The sequence below is a fragment of the Streptomyces sp. genome (assembly GCF_050698815.1).
Taxonomy (GTDB): domain Bacteria; phylum Actinomycetota; class Actinomycetes; order Streptomycetales; family Streptomycetaceae; genus Streptomyces.
Genome location: NZ_JBOHCV010000042.1, coordinates 1 through 2,802 on the forward strand (window position 1 = coordinate 1; position 2,802 = coordinate 2,802).

The following is a 2,802-nucleotide window of genomic DNA, read 5'->3' on the forward strand; positions in this document are numbered from 1 at the left end:
CCGGCAGGCGGTCCGGTCTGGCCAGCGCGGCTCCGATCGCGGTGGCCAGGCCCAGTCCGATGGACTGGAACGCCTGCGTGAAGCAGAAACCCTGTTCGTCGGGCACCGAGAGGAACATGCTCGGGTACCCCATGAAATTGCCCGAGTCGACGGCGAGTACCCGCTCACGCGGCAGCAGCCGGTCGAGTTCGAGGGAGAGCGTGCGCGGGTCGATGTCGCGGTCGGTGGAACTGTCGGTGTAGGGCACAGTGTTCCAGCCCAGTCCTGACTCGATCCGCGCTGCCACCTCCGGGGAACGGTACCTTCGCCCTGCCTCCGGCGGGGGACCTCCGGCATCCGCCTGCCCACCTTCGGTGAGCAGGGCGGTCACCGCCGTGGCCGTCGACGCGGTATCTCCGATGACACCCAGGTCGACGGGGCGATGTGCTCCGATCGCGTCGGCATCCAGGTCCACCTGCACGACCGTGGCATCCGTCGCGATGAGCGAACCGTGCCGCGTGGTCCACATGTTCAGCGCGGTTCCCCAGCCGACGATGAGATCGGCTCCGGAGATGAGCTCGGCAGCCAGCGGCGAGGAGAAGCCTCCGGACACGTCCAGGGAGTACGGGTCGCCGTTGAACAGCCCACGGGCCACGGCCGAGGTCGCCAGCAACGCACCGCTGACGGCGCCCAGTTCGCGCAAGGCATCGCCGGCATGGCCGGCCCCCCGGCCGGCGATGAACACCGGCCGCCGCGCCTGCATGAGCAGGTCGGCGAGTTCGGCCACGGCCGCAGCAGCCGGGGCGGGCTGGTGGAGCGAGGGCAGCTGCGGCTCCGGCAGTGGTACGGGCACCGCCTCGGCCTGCACGTCGAGGGGGAGGTTCAGCACCACCGTGCGCCGTTCGGACACGGCCAGCCGGTAGGCGCGTACCGTGTAGGCGACCGCGGTGTCCGGCCCGTACACCCGCTCCGTCCGGGCACCCACGGCGCGGGCCAACGCGTCTTGATCCACCCGGAAGTTGGACAGCAGCGACGCCGCTGCGGTGTCGGCCGCCAGGACGATCAACGGGGTCCGGCTCTTGGCTGCTTCGCCGATGCCGGTCAGTGCGTTGGTCAGCCCGCAGCCCTGATGCACCGAGAGCACGGCGGGCTTGCCGGAGACTCGCGCGTAGGCGTCGGCCATGGTCGCCCCGCCGCATTCGTGGCGCGCCGCGACGTACTCCACCCCCGCGGCGACCATGGCGTTGGTGACATGGAAGTTCCCGCTGCCGACGACGCCGAAGGCCCGGTCGACACCCAGCCGGGCGAGTGTGTGGCCGACGGCCTCGGCGACGATCACGGGGCTGCCTCAGCCTTCTTCCGTCCCGAGGGCATCAGCGCCATGGCTACCGCACCGACGAGCGCCGGCGCCGCGAACGCGTAGAAGTTCGCGTCCAGTCCCCAGCCGGAGGCGAGGATGTAGGCACCGTAGATGGGTCCCAGGATCGCGCCCAGCCGCCCCACTCCCAGCGCCCACCCGAGACCGGTGGCCCGCATGTGCGCCGGGTAGAAGTTCGCCGTGTAGGCGTTGACCAGGATCGTGGTACCGATCGTGCACGCACCCGCCACACCGACCAGAACGAAGAGCAGCACGCCCGGCAGTTCGAAGCTCAGCAGGAAGATGCACACCGCGGCGACGAGGAACATGCCGGCGGTCACCGGCTTGGAGCCGACCCGGTCGGCGAGGGCGCCCAGGAGCGGCGTGCCGACGATGGCGCCCAGGTTGAGCACGAGCAGGAAGGCAAGGGCCGAGCCCAGTGGATAGCCGGCCTCCCGCATGATCTGCGCCAGCCACGTGTTGAGGCCGTACACGAGCAGGAGTCCCACACCGGTGCCGAGCCAGAACAGCAGGGTCCCGGACAGGAAGCGTGGAACGAACAGCGCCTTCAGTGTGGACAGCCCGTGGGACTTGCGGCCGGACGCGGGCGTCGGCTGCTCGGATGCGGGCTCGGGCTCTTCTAGGGTGAGGCGGTAGCGGTCGGCCAACTCCCGGGCCTCGTCGGTGCGTCCCCGCGCGAGCAGGTAGCTCGCCGACTCGGGCAGCATCCGCCAGGCGATGGGAAGGAGGAGAACGCCCAGTCCGACACCGACCCAGAACACCGCCCGCCACCCCAACTCCGGGATCACGACGATCGCGGTGAGCGCGGCGGCGATGCCGCCGACGGAGTATCCGCAGAACATCAGGGCGTTGGTCCTGCTGCGGTGGCGCGGGTGTGCGTACTCGATGGTCAGCGCGATGGCGGTCGGCACGACGCCGCCCAGCCCGAGTCCGGCGACGAACCGTGCGAAACCGAACAGCTCAGGCGTCGGCGCGACCGCCACCAGCGCCATCGCTGCCGTGAACCAGGCGATGCAGCCGAGCATGATGCGCCGGCGCCCGATGAGGTCGGTGATCGTGCCGATCACCATGGCGCCGAACAGCATGCCGACGAGTGCGTAGGAGCCGATCCGGCCTGACTCGGCCTTGGACAGCGTCCACTCGGCCGAGCCGTCGAGCAGGGTGGGGACGACTGTGCCGTACACGATCAAGTCGTAGCCGTCGATGATGATCGTCGCGCAGCACAGCGCGACGACCAGTGACCTTGATCTGGTCGGCGTCTCGTGGGGAGATGAGGCGGAGTGGACGTGCGGGGAGTGGGACGGCTGCATCGGCAGCACTCCTCTCTGGAGCAGGCGGCTACCGGCGGAACGGGGTGCACACGAGTGGCCACTGATCCTGACGACAGTCAAGGGAAGGCGATAGGAAAGCGACCTCACGCGTCCAGCAGACCCGTCAGCGCCGCC

Annotated in this window: 2 protein-coding genes; both read right to left on the bottom strand. The window is 70.0% G+C overall.

The window, feature by feature from the left end; all coding sequences use genetic code 11:
• The coding region (locus tag ACRDP3_RS01615) for a thiamine pyrophosphate-binding protein (protein ID WP_431514976.1) at positions 1 to 1,318 on the bottom strand (1,318 nt) is incomplete at its 3' end.
• A complete protein-coding gene (locus ACRDP3_RS01620; protein ID WP_431514977.1) occupies positions 1,315 to 2,667 on the bottom strand; it encodes an MFS transporter in 1,353 nt (450 codons plus the stop codon). The genes ACRDP3_RS01620 and ACRDP3_RS01615, both read right to left, overlap by 4 nt.
• Between the last annotated feature and the right edge of the window lie 135 nt (positions 2,668 to 2,802).